This is a genomic window from Nonomuraea harbinensis, from assembly GCF_019396385.1.
GTDB lineage: Bacteria > Actinomycetota > Actinomycetes > Streptosporangiales > Streptosporangiaceae > Nonomuraea > Nonomuraea ferruginea.
Genome location: NZ_JAHKRN010000010.1, coordinates 126,452 through 142,140 on the forward strand (window position 1 = coordinate 126,452; position 15,689 = coordinate 142,140).

Annotated in this window: 15 protein-coding genes and 1 pseudogene; 5 read left to right on the forward strand and 11 right to left on the reverse strand. The window is 72.9% G+C overall.

Annotation, left to right across the window (positions count from 1 at the left end; genetic code table 11):
• Positions 1-10 precede the first annotated feature (10 nt).
• The 7 genes from KME79_RS13500 to KME79_RS13530 all read right to left on the reverse strand — a co-directional run bounded on the left by KME79_RS13500 (position 11) and on the right by KME79_RS13530 (position 7,803).
• A complete protein-coding gene (locus KME79_RS13500; protein WP_219544719.1) occupies positions 11-430 on the reverse strand; it encodes a hypothetical protein in 420 nt (139 codons plus the stop codon).
• Between the two features lie 108 nt (positions 431-538).
• Positions 539-1,819: a hypothetical protein gene (locus KME79_RS13505; RefSeq protein WP_246639782.1), complete on the reverse strand. Its 1,281-nt coding sequence runs from the start codon at positions 1,817-1,819 to the stop codon at positions 539-541.
• Positions 1,816-2,205 carry a cupredoxin domain-containing protein gene (locus KME79_RS13510; protein WP_219544720.1) on the reverse strand — a complete coding sequence of 130 codons (390 nt, stop codon included), beginning with the start codon at positions 2,203-2,205 and terminating at the stop codon, positions 1,816-1,818. The genes KME79_RS13505 and KME79_RS13510 overlap by 4 nt, the downstream gene beginning before the upstream one ends.
• Complete coding sequence (locus KME79_RS13515; RefSeq protein WP_219544721.1) at positions 2,202-4,298, reverse strand: right-handed parallel beta-helix repeat-containing protein; 2,097 nt, start codon at positions 4,296-4,298, stop codon at positions 2,202-2,204. Before KME79_RS13515 ends, KME79_RS13510 begins: the two co-directional genes overlap by 4 nt.
• A gap of 39 nt (positions 4,299-4,337) precedes the next feature.
• Positions 4,338-4,937, reverse strand: a complete 600-nt coding sequence (locus tag KME79_RS13520; protein ID WP_148032871.1) for a TetR/AcrR family transcriptional regulator — start codon at positions 4,935-4,937, stop codon at positions 4,338-4,340.
• Positions 4,938-4,944: 7 nt separating this feature from the next.
• A complete protein-coding gene (locus KME79_RS13525) occupies positions 4,945-6,495 on the reverse strand; it encodes an MFS transporter (protein ID WP_219544722.1) in 1,551 nt (516 codons plus the stop codon).
• 90 nt (positions 6,496-6,585) lie between these two features.
• Positions 6,586-7,803, reverse strand: coding sequence for an MFS transporter (locus KME79_RS13530; RefSeq protein ID WP_219544723.1), 1,218 nt, complete (start codon positions 7,801-7,803; stop codon positions 6,586-6,588).
• Positions 7,804-7,949: 146 nt separating this feature from the next.
• On the opposite strand from KME79_RS13530, the gene panB reads away from it, so the two are divergent.
• Positions 7,950-8,777, forward strand: coding sequence for a 3-methyl-2-oxobutanoate hydroxymethyltransferase (gene panB, locus KME79_RS13535; RefSeq protein WP_219544724.1), 828 nt, complete (start codon positions 7,950-7,952; stop codon positions 8,775-8,777).
• 10 nt (positions 8,778-8,787) lie between these two features.
• Here the strand turns inward: panB and KME79_RS13540 are convergent.
• The 4 genes and pseudogenes from KME79_RS13540 to KME79_RS13555 form a co-directional block, all read right to left on the reverse strand.
• Positions 8,788-9,201: pseudogene (locus tag KME79_RS13540) on the reverse strand (DinB family protein); the annotation flags it as partial.
• A gap of 37 nt (positions 9,202-9,238) precedes the next feature.
• Positions 9,239-10,231, reverse strand: coding sequence for a threonine/serine dehydratase (locus KME79_RS13545; protein WP_308248900.1), 993 nt, complete (start codon positions 10,229-10,231; stop codon positions 9,239-9,241).
• Between the two features lie 2 nt (positions 10,232-10,233).
• On the reverse strand, positions 10,234-10,530 hold the full coding sequence (locus KME79_RS13550; RefSeq protein ID WP_308248901.1) for an ArsR/SmtB family transcription factor: 297 nt from the start codon (positions 10,528-10,530) through the stop codon (positions 10,234-10,236).
• 27 nt (positions 10,531-10,557) lie between these two features.
• Positions 10,558-11,730: a trans-sulfuration enzyme family protein gene (locus KME79_RS13555; RefSeq protein WP_148032876.1), complete on the reverse strand. Its 1,173-nt coding sequence runs from the start codon at positions 11,728-11,730 to the stop codon at positions 10,558-10,560.
• A gap of 60 nt (positions 11,731-11,790) precedes the next feature.
• Between KME79_RS13555 and KME79_RS13560 the strand changes: the two genes are divergently transcribed.
• The 4 genes from KME79_RS13560 to KME79_RS13575 all read left to right on the forward strand — a co-directional run bounded on the left by KME79_RS13560 (position 11,791) and on the right by KME79_RS13575 (position 15,685).
• The gene (locus tag KME79_RS13560; RefSeq protein WP_219544726.1) at positions 11,791-13,275 is read left to right on the forward strand and encodes an aminotransferase-like domain-containing protein; all 1,485 of its coding nucleotides are present in this window, start codon (positions 11,791-11,793) and stop codon (positions 13,273-13,275) included.
• 74 nt (positions 13,276-13,349) lie between these two features.
• Positions 13,350-14,036: an alpha/beta hydrolase gene (locus tag KME79_RS13565; RefSeq protein WP_219544727.1), complete on the forward strand. Its 687-nt coding sequence runs from the start codon at positions 13,350-13,352 to the stop codon at positions 14,034-14,036.
• A gap of 45 nt (positions 14,037-14,081) precedes the next feature.
• The gene (locus tag KME79_RS13570; RefSeq protein ID WP_219544728.1) at positions 14,082-14,969 is read left to right on the forward strand and encodes an ABC transporter ATP-binding protein; all 888 of its coding nucleotides are present in this window, start codon (positions 14,082-14,084) and stop codon (positions 14,967-14,969) included.
• Positions 14,966-15,685, forward strand: a complete 720-nt coding sequence (locus KME79_RS13575; protein WP_219544729.1) for an ABC transporter permease — start codon at positions 14,966-14,968, stop codon at positions 15,683-15,685. The genes KME79_RS13570 and KME79_RS13575 overlap by 4 nt, the downstream gene beginning before the upstream one ends.
• The last annotated feature ends 4 nt before the right edge of the window (positions 15,686-15,689 follow it).

Sequence of the window (15,689 nt, forward strand, 5' to 3'; positions counted from 1 at the left end):
CATCAGGGGATCAGCCGCAGTGCACGTTGTTGAGCTCGAGGATCGTCCAGGCGGGGACGGTCGCGCTGACGTCGATGCACTGGCCGGGCGCCGAGACGTACACCGGGCCGGCGTAGTACTTGTAGTTACCCGCGTCGGTGTCCGCCCCGCTGCCGTCACCTCTTGAGATCGTGACGTGCTTCCAGCTGGTGGTGCCGTCGTACTGACCGTAGCCGTAGGTCAGGGCGCAGTTCTTTCCGGTGCTGGAGCTGTAGTACACCTCCAGCGTGCCCGTGCGGGTGCCGTTCTTGGAGACCGCGTAGACGCCGACCCGGGAGTAGCTGCTGCCGCAGGGTCCGGCGGCGCCGGCCGGGGCCGCGCCCGCCACCAGCGTGGTCGTCGCGGCCAGGGCCGTGCCGGCCAGGAGGGTCGCCAGCTTACGTGTGCGCACGAATATCCTTTCGATCTTCCGTCGGGAAGTTGTCAGGATGGCACTGACTCACGGTTGCCGCCCGCGTGTCGCCCCCGATGTGACGGTTGACACATGTCCTCCCGGCCGTCAGGCCAGGAGGAGGGTGAGGCCGCCGAGGGTGTAGCAGAGCATGAGGACGAACAGCGGGATCTGGCCCGCCACCGCCTTGGCCGGGGGAAGCAGCCGGACCGAGCGGTCGTGGGCCGCGACCACGCCCGCCACGTGACCGGCGATGATGGCCAGCACCTGCACGGTGGCGATCACCGGGGGCGACACCAGGTCCGGGTTCACCTCCGCGTCCAGCCCCAGTGACAGGATGACCGCGCGCTGGCCCTCGATGACCAGGAGCGAGAAGTAGTGCGCGATCAGGTAGCCGATGGCGATCGGGACCAGGGAGTGGGCGAAGCGGGGGGCCAGGTCGCGGGCGCCGCCGATCCGGCCGGCCAGCCACAGGCAGGCTCCGTACAGGAGGGCGACGGCGGCGATGGCGGCGAGCAGTCCGGCGGTGCCGAGGCCGGCGCGGCCGAGCGGGCCTGACTGGAGGGCGTCCACCCAGGCGGGGGTGGTGGAGAAGCCGTCGTAGCCGGTGCTGCCGAGGAGCACGCACACGGTGGCGACCAGGCCGGGGGCGGGCCGGATGGCGTCGAGGCCGTCGAAGGGGCCGCGCAGCACGAGGGTGCCGTCGGCGCGGCGGCCGATGGGGGCGAGCTGGCCGGCCAGGGTGGAGTACACCTCGAACGGGTCGCCGCGTTCCAGCCATCCGTGCCCGTACACGAGGGTTCCGGTCGTCTGCGCGGCCGCGTACAGGGTGAGGAAGGCGAGGAGGGTGGGCGGGGCGGCGGGTTCGGGGGCGACGAGCTCCATCCAGGTGAAGGCGAGCAGGCCGAGGGCGGCGGGCCAGTAGCCGAGGCGCGGCGGGAGCGGGCGGCGGGGGCGGTCGGGCAGCAGGCGGAACGGGTTGAGCAGCCGCCACACCGGGCCGAACAGCAGCGACGCGGGGATCAGGCCGACCCAGAAGAGCACATAGACCAGGTACGCGCCGGCGTTCCCGGCTTCGGGGCCGAGCAGCAGCCAGCCGACGGTGTAGGCGGCGGCGACCAGGGTGAGGACGCGGAGCGGTCGGGCGGGGAGGCGGAGGTTCAAAGTCACGCCGGCGCGGTCGCCGCGGAAGCGGGAGTCGGCCCAGAGCAGGCCGAGCGCCAGGAAGGACACGACGAGGGCGGCGAGCGCCCCGGCGTAGGCGTAGAAGAGCGGGATCGGCAGGTCGGCGCGGTCGCCGACGCCGTGCGCGATCAGGACTTCCCCTCGCCGGGCGACATCCAGATACCCCGCCCCCCAAGGCGCTGTCCCGTGCGGGAGCGCCGTCATCGGACCGCCACCTGGACGAGGACCAGGTGGCTGTTGTGGGTCTCCACCTCGAACACCCCGGTCATGTCCGCCACGAACCGCACGGTGGCCGGTTCGCCGGGTCGCAGGGCCGCTTCGACGTCGTAGCCGTGCACGTGCAGCTCGTCGGGGACGTCGCTGGTGACGGTGATGCTGACGGTCTGGCCGCGGGCCGCCTCCAGCCAGCCGGACGGGGGCCGGACGCGGCCCGCCTCGACGGTGATCTCGGCGTGCGCCTCCCCCGGCACGGGCGCGGCGGTGGCGACCTCGTGACTGTTCCCCGGCCTGTGATGGGTGTCCGAGAGCGGCCCGCATCCCGCCGTCGCGACCACGGCGATCAGGACCGCGCAGACGCCGCGACCCCTCACGCGACGGCCTCCGTGTCTCCGGGGGTCTTCTCCTCCGTACGGGTGCGGCGCGGGGCGAGGTGGACCACGGCCCAGAGGACCCAGACGCCCGTCAGCAAGCCGCGGATCCAGCCCGGTCCGAGCGGGATGAGGGGGATGAGCCCGACCATCCGGTCGTAGGCGTCCGCCACGGTCAGCAGCCCGAGCACGATCGTGAACCAGGCGAACGCCCCCGGCCGCAGCGCCGCGCCCAGGCAGATCGACCACCCGGCCACGAGCAGCAGCGCCACCCCCGTCAGGTACGGGTCGTCCATGGCGGCCGCGACCACGTCCAGCGCCAGCCCGGTCAGCCCCACGACCGACCCGGCGGAGACGAGGCGCAGCCGCCGCTCCCCCGCCTCGCCCACGCCCGGCGGCACCCCGTTCCCTCCGGGGGTGCCGCGGCGGCGCCTGGCCGCGCGGTGCGCCCGTACCCAGAACAGGACCGCGACCAGCCCGAGGACGAGCGAGCCGCCCAGGGCGAGCTGGGTCTCCACCCGGCCGAGTCCGGAGGCGCCGAACCAGTCGCAGCCGGCCGGCAGGCGGGCCTGGGCGGCGTTGAAGTCGGAGCAGAGGAACAGTTTGGCGATCTTGACGGGTTCGGCGAGGAGCCGGTCGGAGCCGCCCGACAGCTCGGGCGCCCGTGCGCCGCAGCGGGGCAGCGCGGCGGGGGTGGTCAGCGCGACGCCGGGCTGCCAGCAGTTGCCGGTGCCCTGACCGTCCCACCACACGTCCCTGCCGTTGGGCCGCCGCTCGCCGGTGGGCGCGACGCCGAGCACGTTGGCCTCGAACCGGTTGTGGTTGGAGGTGTCGGCCTGTTTGGCCAGGTCGCCCTCGCCGCGGATGAACGCGGGGACGCCGAAGAGCTGGAAGGCGGCGCCGCGGTTGTTCCACAGGTGGTTGTTCCTGAACACGTTGTGGTTGCCGCCCGCGACGATGATGCCGGTGCCGGGCGGTACGCCCACCTGGGGGCAGACGACGCCCTGCTCGTAGCCGCGTTCGGCGGGCGGGCGGGAGCAGGTGCCGTCGCGGGTGAAGCGGTAGTAGTCGCGGTTGTTGTCGTAGATCTTGTTGTTCTCGAACAGCGCGTGGTTCTGCGGCAGGCCGGGGTGGTCGGGCCAGAGGCTGTCCATCGTGGCGCCGACCATGTTGTCGTAGAACTCGTTGTCGTGCGCCCATACGGAGTCGCCCGCGGTGCCGGAGTAGCCGAGGGCGTTGTCGTGGCTCTTGCAGCGGCGGATCTCGATGGCGTAGCGGGGGACGTCGTGGCCGCGGCCGTCGTTGATGTTCGAGGCGCTGCCGGGGTAGAGGCCGCCGTCGCCGTTGCCGTACGACTCGCAGTCGGTGTAGAGGCCGTGGTCGCTGGCGAAGGTGAGGAACCCGTACTCGTCGTTCCAGCGGGTGAGGACGCGGTCGATGACGAATCCGTCGGTTTCGAGCACGTACAGGGAGTTGAAGGTGGTGCGCTGGGCGGTGAGGTTGCGGAAGTAGATCCCGTTCGTGCGGTCGGCCCTGATGGCGTTCAGCTTGCGGTACTCGGCGTCGACGATCACGTCGAGGGGGCCGGCGCCGGTGCCCTCGATCTGCAGGTTCTCCTTGCCGAGGATGGCGACCAGGTTCTGGTTGTGCGGGCACAGGACCTGCTGCTCGTAGGAGAGGATCTGGTAGCCCCAGTCCGACCAGCGGGCGGGGAGCCGGGCGCACTCGCCGGTGGGCGGGGCCTGGCTCGGCTCCTCGCGGTAGAGGCCGGGCAGGATCGCGATCGTCATGCCCGGCTCGTCGACCCGGTCGACCGCCTCCTGGAGATGCCTGACCCCGTTCTCCTGGCAGTCGGCGAACAGGCGGAGGTTGCGTTCCCTCAGGTCCGCGGGGAAGCCCGCGACGCGCCGCTCGAAGTCGGCCCGGTCGGTCTTGCAGACCAGCAGGTCGGGATCCTCGGTGCGCAGCACGGGGACGCTGCCGGACCCGTCGGGGAACGTGACCGGCCGTTCCTCGTGCGCCAGCGCCGCGCCGGCGGGCGCCAGCAGGGCCAGGGCGAGCGCGGCGAGCACCGTGATCCTGCGTAAGGGACGCATGATCGCGAGAGTAGAGCAAGGCTCACCTTGTGCCTACCCCTAGCGGCGTGAGACGAGCCCTTCCAGAGCGTGGTCGACGACGCGCTCGGCCAGGTCTTCGGGCAGGTCGCCCTCGGGGCCCCACTTGCTGAACCAGATCATGGCGCCCGACAGCAGCGCCATGCCCAGCTCCACGTCCAGGTCGGGGCGGAGCTCACCGTTGGCGACGCCGCGGCCGAGCACCCGCCTCATGGCCACCCGCCTCGGCTCCAGCGCCAGCTTGAAGAACCGCTCGCTGACGCGCTTGGACCGGTCGGTCTCGCCCATCGCGACGTTCATCACACAGCGGGCCCGCCGCTGACCGGCCTCGCGGCGGACGACGTCGAGCAGGGCGATGAGGTCGTCGCGCACCGACTCGCCCGCCAGCGGCGGGAGCGGCTCGCGGAGCGTCGCCAGCGCGTCGACGACCAGGTCCTCCTTGTTGGCCCAGCGCCGGTAGATCGTGGTCTTGCCCACGCCCGCGCGGGACGCGATCGCCTCGATCGACAGCTCGGCGACGCCCATGCCCTCGGCGATCAGGTCGAGGGTGGCCTCGATGATCGCCTTCTCGGCCTTCTCGCTGCGCGGGCGGCCCGCCCGGGCCTGGTGCTGGGTGGTCATGTCGATCTCAGACTACCGCTGGTTCCTGCTGCTCCGGCTGGGAGACCGGGCGTGGCTTGCCGGGCATCCACCGGGCCACCACCGCGGCGCCGGCCAGGGCGATCCCCGCCGAGGCCAGGGAGGTGACGTGCATGCTGTGCACGAACGCCTCGTTGGCCAGACCCAGCAGCGGCTCGCCGCGCTCGCCGAGCGAGTGCGCCAGCGCGGCCGTCGCCATGACGGACTCGCCGCCCGCGTGCTGGACGTCCGCAGGCAGGTCCGCCAGGGCGGGCGCGATCTCGCCGCGATAGGAGGAGGAGAGCACCGAGCCCAGCACGGCCACGCCGAGCGCGCCGGCGACCTGGCGGACGGTGTTGCTCATGGCCGAGCCGACCCCGGCCTTCTCCCGGGGCAGCGCCTCCATGATGGCGGTCGTGGCGGGCGGCATGATGTTGGCCATCGCGACGCCCTGCACGAAGAACACGGCCAGCAGCACGGGGACCGGCGTGTGCAGGTCGAAGAAGGTGTAGCCGAGCAGGATCGCGGTCAGCACCAGGAGGCTGACGGTGGCCGACAGCTTGGCCCCGAACTTCTCGTTCACCCGCTGGCTGAGCGGCGCGAAGATGAGCTGCGCGACCGCGAACGGCAGCATGAGCGCCCCCGCCTGCACGGGGCTGAACCCCAGCGCCACCTGCAGGTAGAAGGTGAGGAAGAACATCCCGCCCATCATCGCGAAGAAGACGATGCCGATCGTGGCGATGGCCGAGGTGAACCGGACGTCGCCGAAGTAGCGCACGTCGAAGGCCGGGTTGTCGATGCGCCGCTCCCACCAGACGAACGCGGCCAGCACCGCGACGCCGGCCAGCACCGGCACGAACACCTCGGGCGAGGTGACGGTGGCCAGCTCGCCGCCGCGGATGATGCCGTAGACCACGGCGACCAGGCCGATGATCGACAGCAGCACGCCCACCGGGTCGAGCCGCGACGGCCTGGGGTCGCGCGACTCGGGCACGACCGGGCCGATCAGCGCCATGCTGATGAGCACGATCGGCACGTTGATCAGGAAGACCGAGCCCCACCAGAAGCGCTCAAGGAGCAGCCCGCCGGTGATCGGGCCGATGGCGACGGCCAGCCCGACGCCGGCCGCCCACACGCCGATCGCCTTCCCGCGCTCCCGTGCCGGGAAGACGTTGGAGATGATGGCCAGCGTGGCCGGCATGATCGCCGCGCCGCCGATGCCCATCGCCGCCCGCGCCAGGATCAGCTGGGTGGGGTCCTGGGCGTAGGCGCTGGCCAGCGACGACAGGCCGAACAGCACCATGCCGACGAACAGCATGCGCTTGCGTCCGGTGCGGTCGCCGATCACGCCGAAGGTGAAGAGCAGGCCGGCGAAGACGAGCGTGTAGGAGTTGATCGCCCACTCCAGCTCGCTCTGGGTCGCGCCCAGCCCGGCCACCGGGTCGGCGATGGTCTTCATCGCCACGTTCAGGATCGTGTTGTCGAGCACGACCGCCAGCAGGCTGAACACCAGCACGCCGAGGATCGCCCACCGGCGCGGATGTCCCGCGTTCTCGTCCATGAGCACACCCAAATTTCGATACGGTCAAGTTTCGCAACGTGACCGTATCGCAGGGCGTTCCGATACGCAACCGTATCGTTTCGTATCAGGTCAGGCGGGAAGCTCCTCCGGCACCTTCGCGGGATCGGCGGCGACCGGCGCGATCTCCCTGCCGCGCCGCCAGAACGGCAGCGCCACCAGCACCATGACCACGCCTGCCGCACCGGCGACCACGAACGCCCACGAAGCGCCGTACAGGTCGATGACCTTGCCCGCGATCGGCGCGGAGGCCGCGCCGCCGATCAGCAGCGCGGTGCCGTTGAGGCCCATGGCCTCTCCTCTGGCGCCCGCCGGCACCCAGCGGCTGAGCGTCTCGACGGTGGACGACAGCGAGGGCGCGCAGAGCAGGCCCGACGGCAGCAGCGCCAGCACCAGCCACCACCAGCCGCCGGAGACCAGCGCCACCGGCATCGTGAGCAGCCCTATCAGGCCGATGAGCACGAGCGGCGAGAACCCGCGCGACAGCATCCCGTAGAGGAACCCGCCCAGCAGCGAGTAGAAGCACCAGATGCCGACGGCCAGGCCGATCCACTGGGTATGGCCGGAGTCCTTCATGGTGCCGACCACGGCCAGCTCGGTCGCGGTGAGCACGAACGTCGCGGCGGCGGCGGTGCCCAGCAGCGCGACCATGCGCGGGGTGAGCCACGCCCGCCGGGGAATCCTGACCTCCGGCTCCGCCAGCTCGGCCGCCGACCTGGTCGGCGGGTTGAGCAGCAGGAGCCCGATCCCGGCGCCGGCGGTGCCGACCGCGATGGCGGTCATCGTCGGCCCGCTGCCGAGCACGGTGATGCCCGCCACCGCCAGCGCGGGCCCGGTCATGTAGGACACCTCGACGAACATCGAGTCGAACGAGAACGCCGTGCGGCGCTGCTCCAGCGGCACCATGGCGGCCAGGCACTGGCGGACCACCGAGAACACCGGCAGCGCGAGCAGCCCGGCCACCAGCGCGGCGCCCGTCAGCACCGGGAACGGCAGCTTCCAGGCCGACGACCAGAACAACGCCTGCGCGGCCGTGGTGACGATCAGCACCGGGCGCAGCCCGTAACGGTCGACCAACCTCCCGGCCAGCGGGGAGCCCACGGCCATGCCGAGCGTGATCGCCGCCGTGACGGTCCCGGCCATGACGTAGTCCAGCTTGAGCGTCTCCACGACATGCAGCGTCAGCGCCATGCTCATGGCCGTGGTGGGGACCCGGGCGGCCAGTCCCACCAGCAGCAGCACGCCCACACCCGGCAGCCGGAAAAGACGCCGGTAAGGCTCGATTGCCATCTAGATTGCTTACCTCCAGGCCCATTGTTCCAGCCCCCACCGACACTTCCGCCACGGGTTTTCCTGCCGGGGCCGCGCCTGGCATCATCGGAGGGAGTCCGGGGACGCCACCAGGGCGCCTCGAGACGCTTTCGGAGGTTGACCTGATGTCCTCAACCACCCTGTACGGCGGCGTTTCCGGCCGCCGGGTCACCGTGCGCGACCTCGCCGCGGCCAAGGAGCGCGGGGAGCGGTGGCCGATGATCACCGCCTACGACGCGATGACGGCCCGGGTGTTCGACGCGGCGGGCATTCCCGTCCTGCTCGTGGGTGACTCGGCCGCCATGGTGGTGTACGGCTACGACTCCACCCTGCCGGTCACCGTCGACGACCTGCTGTCGCTGACCGCGGCCGTGGTGCGCGGCTCCTCTCGCGCGCTCGTGGTCGCCGACCTGCCGTTCGGCTCCTACCAGACGTCACCGGGGCAGGCGCTGGAGTCGGCGGCCCGGTTCATGAAGGAGGCCGGCGCGCATGCGGTCAAGCTGGAGGGCGGCCGGCGGGTGGTGCCCCAGGTGGAGGCGCTCGTCTCGGCGGGCGTGCCGGTCATGGCCCACCTCGGCCTGACCCCCCAGTCGGTCAACGCGCTCGGCGGCTACCGCGTCCAGGGGCGCGGGGAGGCGGGCGACGAGCTGATGGCCGACGCCAAGGACCTGGAGCGGGCCGGCGCGTTCTCGGTCGTGCTCGAATGCGTGCCCGCCGACCTCGCGGAACGGGTGACGGCCTCGCTGTCGATCCCCACGATCGGCATCGGCGCGGGCTCCGCCACCGACGCCCAGGTGCTCGTCTGGCAGGACATGATGGGGCTGACCCCGAGCCCGGCCCGATTCGTCAAGCGCTACGCCGACCTGGGCGCCGAGCTCGACAGGGCCGCGCGGGCGTTCGCCGACGAGGTCGTCGGCGGCTCCTTCCCCGGCCCCGAACACACGTACAGCTGAGCCCGGGGGGTCAGTAGTAGCCCTTCTCGCCGTCGACCAGTTCCCTGATGGTGTCCAGGTGGCCGGCGTGCCTGGCGGTCTCCTCGACCATGTGGATCAGCATCCAGCGCAGGCTCGCCGCGCCCGAGCGGTAGTCGGGGTGCTTGCCCACGTCGTCCAGCGAGTGGGCGGCGACGATCTCGTTCGAGATCCGGCACTGACGCTCGTACTCGTCGAGGAGCTTCGCCAGGGGGACGCCGTCGATCCGCATGTCGGCGTCCTCCACGCTCCGGTCGAACTGCGGGTTGCCGTCGGTGGAGCCGCCCAGGAAGAGCACCTCGAACCAGCAGTGCTCGGTCCAGCGAAGATGCGATATCACGCCCGCCACGGTCATGAGCGGCGAGGTGGGCAGCACCGGCCGGTGGGCGTCCTCCTCCGACAGCCCCGCGCACTTCCACCCGCCGCCCGGTTCCCGTGGACGGTCACTCGGCGGCGAGTGTGGCGGGGTCGGTGTTGGAGCCGCAGACCCCCACCGCCACCCGCTCGCCGGGCGCGGGGGTGTAGGCGCCCGACAGCAGCGCGGCGTACGCGGTCGCGCCGCCGTGCTCGGTGACCAGGCGGTGCCTCTCCCAGAGGGTGCGGCGGGCGGCCACGATGGCGTCCTCGGCGACCAGCACGCTGCGCGCGCCGGACGAGGCGAGGATCTCGTACGCGATGTCGCCCAGCGCGGTGGCGCCCAGCGAGTCGGCCGCCACCCCGCCCACCTCCACGGGCACCGGCCGGCCCGCCTTGAGCGCCTCGTGGAAGGTGGGGATCCGCTCCGGCTCCACCGCCACGATCCTGGGCCGTCCCCGGCGGAAGCCCTGACCCGAAGCGAACGTGGGCGACGCCTCCGAGCCGGACAGCGGCGGCTCCTGGGAGGAAGGCGGGACTGCGGAGCCGAGGGCGATGCCCGCGGCGAAGCCGCCGCCGCCGACGGCGACCAGGATGGTGTCGACGCCGCCCGTCTGCTCCATCAGCTCCAGCCCGGTGGTGCCCTGCCCGGCCACCACCTCGGCCTGGTCGTAGGCGTGCACCTTCAGCGCGCCCGTCTCGGCGGCGCGCTTGGCGGCCGCCTCCGCCGCCTCGGAGTAGATCGCCCCGACCTGGTTGATCCGGGCGCCGAGCGCCCGCAGCCCGGCCATCTTGACCGGGCTGGTCACCTCCGGCACGAAGATCTCGGCCCGCGCCCCCAGAGCCCGCGCCGCGTACGCGACCGCCAGCCCGTGGTTGCCGCCACTGGCCGCGATCACCCCGCCCGGCGGCAGCTCGCCCGCCGCCAGCATCCGGTTGAACGCCCCGCGCACCTTGAACGACCCGGAGTGCTGCAGCAGCTCCAGCTTGAGCACGAGCCCCGGCGCGACCTCCAGGACCGGCGTGCGCAGCACGTGCGCCCCGATCCGCCCGGCCGCCGCCACCACGTCCTCGTACGTCACCGTCACAGCTCCCCCTCGATCATCCGTTTGAGCCGTGCTATCCGCTCCTCGTCGCGCCGGTAGAACACCCACTGCCTGATCCGCTTGCCGCGGATGAGGCCGGCGCGCTCCAGGATCTTGAGGTGGCCGGTGGCGCTGGGCTGGGTCATGCCGAGCTTGCCGGCGATGGACCGGCCGCACACCCCGTCGGCCACCAGGTCGCCGTCGACCTGGGGCGGGAAGTGCGCGACCGGGTCCTTGAGCCAGTGGAGGATCAGCAGGCGCGGCTCGCTGGCCACGGCGCGGAGCTCGGACAGCACTTAGGCATTTTCCTCAATGCCTAAGGACTAAGTCAACGCCTGCTCGAAGTCCGCCCAGAGATCCTCGGGGTGCTCGATGCCGACGGCGACCCGTACCGTGCCCTCACCGATGCCGTGCCTGGCCAGCTCGGCGGCGGTGAGCGAGCGGTGCGAGGTGGTGGCCGGGTGCAGGATGAGCGTCTCGACGCCGCCCAGCGACGGCGCGACCAGCGCCAGCCGTACCGACCGCATGAACCTCTCCCCCGCCGCGCGCCCGCCCGTCAGGTCGAACGAGAAGAGGCCGCCGAAGTCGGGCAGCAGCTTGGCCGCCACCTCGTGCGACGGGTGCGAGGGCAGGCCCGGCCAGTGCACGGCCGCCACCGACGGGTGCTCGGCCAGGCGGGTCGCGAGCAGGCGGGTGTTGGCGCAGTGGCGCTCCATGCGCAGCCCCAGCGTCTGCATCCCGCGCAGGCTGAGCCAGGCGGCGAACGGGTCGGGCGACGGCCCCAGCTCGATCGCGAAGTGCCAGACGTCACGGTAGAGCGCGTCGTCGGCGAACACCGCCATGCCGCCGACCACGTCCGTGTGCCCGGACAGGTACTTGGTGGTGGAGTGGACGACGACGTCGGCGCCGTGCTCGATCGGGCGGCACAGCAGAGGGGTGGCGAAGGTGTTGTCGACCACGCTGACCAGGCCCAGCTCGCGGGCCGCCGCGCACATCGCGGGCAGGTCGGCGACCTGGCACATCGGGTTGGCGATGGTCTCCAGGTAGACCAGCTTCGTCCGCGGCCCGACGGCGGCGCGGAGCGCGGCGGGGTCGTGCTCGGGCACGTAGCTGACCTCGACGCCGAACCGCGACACCAGCTCGTTGATCATGCCCGCGGTGCCGCCGTACAGGGCCCGCTGGGCGATCAGGTGGTCGCCCGGCTTGAGCAGGCCGAGCAGCACGGTGTTGATGGCGGCCATGCCGGAGCCGGTGGCGATGGCGGCGACGCCGCCCTCCAGACCGGAGACGGCCTCCTCCAGGGCGCGGACGGTGGGGTTGCTGTAGCGGCCGTAGACGTACGGGCCGTCGGGCCTGCCCATGCCGTCGGCCATGACCGCCGGGTCGTCGAAGGTGAACCCGGAGGTCTGGTAGATGGGCACGGTGATCGGGCGGCTGCCCTCGACCACGGGGTGGGGCACGTGGACCGCGCGGGTTTCAGGACGGTATTCGGTCATGTACGTAAGGATGTCCGGAAAAGTCGCACGAGATCAGAGCCAATCCCACAAGATTGGTCTATGAATGGGGCCAATGTCGACCATCTCGTCGATCTGCTGGGCCGCTGGGCGTCCGGGCGCGGGCCGCTCTACCTGCTGCTCGCGGCCCGGCTGAGGGCGCTCGTCGACGACGGCGTGCTGCCGCCCGGAGAGCTGCTGCCGCCGGACCGGGTGCTGGCCAGACGGCTGGCGGTCGGCCGCGGCACCGTGGTGGCCGCGTACGAGCTGCTCCAGCGGGAAGGGCGGGTGATGCGGCGGCAGGGCAGCGGCACCCGCGTCGCCGAACTCGACCTGCCGGCCACCCGCACCGGCGACGGGGTGACGGCGAACCCGCTGCTGCTGCACATCCTGCACCCGCCCGACGGGGTGACGCTGCTGACCTGCGCCGCCCCGGACGAGCCGCCGCCGGAGCTGGCGGAGGCGTACGAGGAGGCGGCCGGGCGGCTCGCGGGCATGCGCGACCTGGGTTACCAGCCCGCCGGCCAGCCGGATCTGCGGGAGGCGGTGGCCGCCTACTACCGGCGGCGCGGCGTGCCCACGAGCGCGGCGGAGATCATCGTGACCAACGGCGCCCAGCAGGCGCTCACCCTGCTGACCGGCCTGCTGGTGTCGCCCGGCGACCGGGTCCTGACCGAGTCCCCGACGTACCCCGGGGCCCTGGAGGTCTTCCGCCACGCCGCGGCCGCGATCCGCCCGGTCACCCTCGACCCCCGGGAAACCCTCTCCCCCGGAGGACCGCCCGCCCGCCGTCCCGCGCCGGTCGACCTCGTCCGGGCCGTGCGGGAGCGGCCCGCGCTGCTCTACACGGTGCCGACCGCGAGCAATCCCACGGGGTCGGTCATGGACGGGCCGGCGCGCCGCCGGCTGGCCGCGCTGGCCGCCGAGCACGACCTGCCGGTGATCGACGACGAGGTCTCCGCGGAGCTCTGCTTCGACGGCGACACGCCGGCCCCGCTCACCGCCTACACCACCGGCGAGCAGGTGGTCACGATCGCTTCGCTGAGCAAGGTCGTCTGGGGCGGCCTGCGGGTCGGCTGGGTCAGGGCGCCGGCGCCGCTGGCCGCCCGGCTCGCCCGGCTCCGCGCCGTGCACGACCTCGGCGGCGACGTGGTCGGCCAGCTCGCCGCCGCCGCGCTGCTGCACCGCCTCGACGACATCAGGCGCGACCGCGTACGGGTCCTGCGCGCCCGCCACGACCACCTGTGCGCCGAGCTGCGCGCGCACCTGCCGTCCTGGTCGTTCGAACCGGCACGGGGCGGCCAGACGATCTGGGTCCGGCTGCCGCGCGGCGACGCCGACTCCTTCGCCCAGGTCGCGCTCAGGCACGGGGTGGCGGTGCCGCCCGGCCGCTCCTTCGACCCGCTCGGCGGCCTCGCGGACCGGATGCGGCTGCACTTCCTGTTCCCCGAGGCGGAGCTGTCGGCTGCGGTGCGGGCCCTCGCCGCGGCCTGGCACGCCTACGACCCCACCGAGCGCCTGCCGTCACGGCCGACCCTCGTCGTCTGACACCGGCCGAGAGCGGATCCGCCAGGAGCTGACACCGCGGCGGGCGGGCGCGAGCGTACGGCAAGGTGTGGAGCATGACCTTCGTGCTCGTACACAGCCCCAGCGTGGGCCCGTCCACGTGGGCGCCGGTGGCCCAGGCGCTGGAGCGCCGGGGCCATCAGGCGGTGGTGCCCGATCTGACCGGAGTCACCGGGGGCGGCCCGCCGCACTGGCCGCGGATCGTGGAGGCGGTGCGCGCCGCGACGCCCGCCGGGGGCCGGATCGTGCTGGCGGCCCACAGCAACGCCGGGCTGTTCGTGCCGGTGATCAAGGAAGGGCTGGGCGACCGGGTGGTGGCGTGCGTGTTCGCCGACGCCCATCTGCCGCCCGAGCGCGGGCTGGTCAGGCCGGGGCAGGACGACTTCCTGCCGTTCCTGCGCGAGCTGGCCGGGGATGACGGCGTGCTGCCGCGCTGGACCGACTGGTGGAGCGAGGAGGACGTGGCGCCCATGTTCCCTGCGGACCCGGCCGTGCGCGACCGGGTGGTCGCCGAGCAGCCGCGGCTGCCGCTCGGCTTCTACACCGACCCGGTGCCTGTGCCCGCCGGGTGGGACGCCGTGCGCTGCTCCTTCCTGTGGTTCGGGCCGCCGTACGACACGGTGGCGGAACAGGCGCGGCGGCGCGGCTGGCCCGTGCTGCGCGTCCCCGGCCGCCACCTCCACCCGGTCGTCGACCCGGAGGCGGTGACCGGCGCGCTGCTCAAGCTCTCCCGCAGGTCGTGAATTCCTCACTGCCGCCGCGCGCCCCGGCCGGGAAGAGTCGCAGGCATGACAGCGATCCTGGTGAACGAACTCGTCAAGCGCTACGGCGCCTTCGAGGCGGTGAAGGGCGTCTCGTTCGAGGTGCCCGCCGGGCAGATCTTCGCCCTGCTCGGCAGGAACGGCGCGGGCAAGACCACGACCGTGGAGGTGCTGGCCGGGTTCCAGCGGCCTGACGGCGGCTCGGTGCGGGTGCTCGGCCTCGACCCGGTGGCCGACCGGGCGGCGGTACGGCAGCGTACCGGCGTCATGGTGCAGGAGGCGGGGTTCTTCCCCGACCTGACCGTGGCGCAGACCGTCGACACCTGGCGCGACTTCACCTCCGCGCCGCGTCCCCGCGAGGAGGCGCTGGAGCTGGCCGGGCTGAAGGAGAAGGCGGCGACCAGGGTGCGCCAGCTGTCCGGCGGGGAGAAGCGGCGGCTCGATCTGGCGCTGGCCCTGCTGGGCCGGCCCGACGTGCTGTTCCTCGACGAGCCGACCGCCGGCATGGACCCGCGGGCGCGCGTGGACACCTGGGAGGTGGTGCGCGAGCTGGCCCGGCAGGGCACCACGGTCCTGCTGACCACCCACTACCTGGAGGAGGCGCAGCGGCTGGCCGCCGCCATGGCGATCATGGACGAGGGCGCGGTCGTGGCCGCGGGCGGCATGGCCGAGACGCTGGCCGGGCTGCGCGGCCGGGTGGCGTTCCGGCTGCCCGCCGGTGTGCGGCCCGATGACCTGCCGCTGCCGGTCTCGCTCGACGGCGAGCTGGCCGTGTGCCGCGCCGACGACCCCGACCTGGCCGCCCAGACGCTGCTGACCTGGGCCGCCGGGCGCGGCCTGCGGCTGGCGGGCCTGGAGGTCCGCACCGCCACCCTCGAAGATCTCTTCCTCGACCTGCCCAGGAGCGCACGATGAGTCTCGCCGCGACCTACCGGCTCGGCACCCGCCTGTTCTGGAAGGACCGGGGCATGCTCTTCGGCTCGGTCGTCACGCCCGTGGGCCTGGCCATCGGGCTGCCGGTCCTGATGCGGAACGTCACCAGCGCGGGCGCAGCCGACGTCGCCCATCTCTTCCACGGCATGATCGCGATCGTCCTGGCGACCACCACGTTCATGACCATGGTCGTCGCCCTCACCATGCGCCGTGACCAGCTCGTGCTCAAGCGGCTGCGTACGACCGAGCTGACCGACGGGCAGATCCTGGGCGGGCAGATCGCCAGCGTCGTGACCCAGACCGTGGTCATCGTCGCGCTGTCGGCGGTGGCGGTGCGGGTCCTGGCGGGCGTGCCGCTGCCGGGCGAGCCGCTGCTGTTCGCGGCGGCCGTCGTGGCGGGTTCGGCGGTGATGGCGCTGCTGGCCGCCGCGTACACGGCCGCGATCCCGCGGGCCGAGCTGTCGGCCGCGTTCGCCATGCCGGTGTTCCTGCTGGCCGGGGTGGGCGCGGGGGCGATGGGGCCGATCCCGCTGCCGTCCCTCGTCCAGACGGCGCTCGACCTGCTGCCGACCGCCGCCGTGGTCGCCGCGGTGCGCCACGGCGAGGTGCTGGCGCCCGCGCTGAACCTGGCCGCGTGGACCGTGATCGGGGTCGTGAGCCTGAGGCTCTGGTTCCGGTGGGAGCCGAGGCGCTCATAATCTG

Bases quoted from the DNA above. Each gene is read 5' to 3' on its own strand.
- KME79_RS13575 (WP_219544729.1), top strand. From the start codon at position 14,966: ATGAGTCTCGCCGCGACCTACCGGCTCGGCACCCGCCTGTTCTGGAAG.
- KME79_RS13560 (WP_219544726.1), top strand. From the start codon at position 11,791: ATGAATGGGGCCAATGTCGACCATCTCGTCGATCTGCTGGGCCGCTGG.
- KME79_RS13530 (WP_219544723.1), bottom strand. From the start codon at position 7,803: ATGGCAATCGAGCCTTACCGGCGTCTTTTCCGGCTGCCGGGTGTGGGC.
- KME79_RS13570 (WP_219544728.1), top strand. From the start codon at position 14,082: ATGACAGCGATCCTGGTGAACGAACTCGTCAAGCGCTACGGCGCCTTC.
- KME79_RS13505 (WP_246639782.1), bottom strand. From the start codon at position 1,819: ATGACGGCGCTCCCGCACGGGACAGCGCCTTGGGGGGCGGGGTATCTG.
- panB (WP_219544724.1), top strand. From the start codon at position 7,950: ATGTCCTCAACCACCCTGTACGGCGGCGTTTCCGGCCGCCGGGTCACC.
- KME79_RS13520 (WP_148032871.1), bottom strand. From the start codon at position 4,937: ATGACCACCCAGCACCAGGCCCGGGCGGGCCGCCCGCGCAGCGAGAAG.
- KME79_RS13515 (WP_219544721.1), bottom strand. From the start codon at position 4,298: ATGCGTCCCTTACGCAGGATCACGGTGCTCGCCGCGCTCGCCCTGGCC.
- KME79_RS13555 (WP_148032876.1), bottom strand. From the start codon at position 11,730: ATGACCGAATACCGTCCTGAAACCCGCGCGGTCCACGTGCCCCACCCC.
- KME79_RS13525 (WP_219544722.1), bottom strand. From the start codon at position 6,495: ATGGACGAGAACGCGGGACATCCGCGCCGGTGGGCGATCCTCGGCGTG.
- KME79_RS13565 (WP_219544727.1), top strand. From the start codon at position 13,350: ATGACCTTCGTGCTCGTACACAGCCCCAGCGTGGGCCCGTCCACGTGG.